Origin of the sequence: Pseudomonas khavaziana, from assembly GCF_019145205.1 — a bacterium.
Lineage (GTDB): Bacteria > Pseudomonadota > Gammaproteobacteria > Pseudomonadales > Pseudomonadaceae > Aquipseudomonas > Aquipseudomonas khavaziana.
Genome location: NZ_JAHSTT010000038.1, coordinates 1 through 1,588 on the forward strand (window position 1 = coordinate 1; position 1,588 = coordinate 1,588).

Annotated in this window: 1 protein-coding gene; it reads left to right on the forward strand. The window is 58.4% G+C overall.

The annotated features are described in order from the left end of the window. Nucleotides 1-1,588, forward strand: a 1,588-nt coding sequence (locus KVH01_RS29385; RefSeq protein ID WP_318836593.1) for an immunoglobulin-like domain-containing protein, incomplete at both ends; no start/stop codon positions are given.

Sequence of the window (1,588 nt, forward strand, 5' to 3'; positions counted from 1 at the left end):
GACGGGCACGGTCGTCGTGGAGACCCCGGTCAACGATGTCTACAACAACGGTTCAACCGTCAGCACCACCATCACGGGCGCAACGGGCGGCAACTTTGAGAACCTGGTGCCGAGCACCACGCCGGCGGTCACCACCATCACCGATTCGGTCGACGCCACCACCGTCACGCTGACCGCTGGCGAAACCGTGACCGAAGGCGGGCAAATCACCTACACCGCGACCTTGACCAACCCGGCGCAGACGCCTGTAACTGTCACCTTGAGCAATGGCTCGGTGATCACTATCAAGGCGGGCGAGTCTGTCGGCAGCGTGGTCGTGGACACGCCGCCCAATGACGTTTACGTCAATGGCAGCACCATCAGCACAACCATCACCGGCGCGACCGGCGGCAACTTTGAAAGCCTGGTGCCGAGTACCACACCGGCGGTCACTACGGTTACTGATTCGATCGACACCACCACCGTGACCCTGACGGCTCCGTCTGAAGCTAACGAAGGTGGACAGATCACCTACACCGCTACGCTTTCCAATAAAGCGGGCACTGACGTTACGTTGAAGTTGGATAATGGCTCGTCGATCACCATCAAGGCGGGCGATACCGTTGGTACTGTGACCGTTCCGGCGCCTACCGATGACGTGTTCATCGATAAGAGCACGCAGACCGTCCAGATCACTGAGACCACTGGCGGCAACTTCGAGAAGCTGGAAGTTGCAGGCAACGGCGCTACCACCACGATCAACGACACCATCGATAAGGTCGATGTGGTTCTGACCGCCACCACCACCGTCGGCGAAGGCGGCAACATCGTCTACACCGCCAGCCTTGTGGATAAGAACGGCGCGCCGGTGACCAACATCACCAACCCGCTGACTGTCACCCTGGATAACGGCCAGACCATCACTATCGGAGTGAACCAGTCGAGCGGCACCGCTACTGTTGTGGCTCCGGATGATGTCTACAAAGGCGATCAGACCGTCACCACCGCTATCACAAGCGTCACTGGCGGTGAGCATTTCGAGAATCTGGTACCGGGTACTGCCGCGGTGAATACCACCGTTACGGATACACCGGGTACCGATAACACCACCACCGTCACGCTGACTGCACCAAGTGCTGTAAACGAAGGTGGCGAAATCACCTATACCGCGACCTTGAGCAATAAGGCCGGTAGTGACGTCACCTTGAAGTTGGATAACGGTTCGTCGATCACCATTAAAGCTGGCGACACTGTCGGTACGGTAACTGTCCCTGCACCGACGGATGACGTATTCATCGACAAGAGCACCCAGACCGTCCAGATCACTGAGACCACTGGCGGCAACTTCGAGAAGCTGGAAGTTGCGGGCAACGGCGCGACCACCACGATCAACGATACCATCGACAAGGTGGACGTAGTTCTGACCGCCACCACCACCGTCGGCGAAGGCGGCAACATCGTCTACACCGCCAGCCTTGTGGATAAAAACGGTGCGCCGGTGACTAACATCACCAACCCGCTCACCGTCACCTTGGATAACGGTCAGTCCATCACTATCGGCGTGAACCAATCCAGCGGTTCTGTCTCGGTTGTGGCGCCAGATGACGTC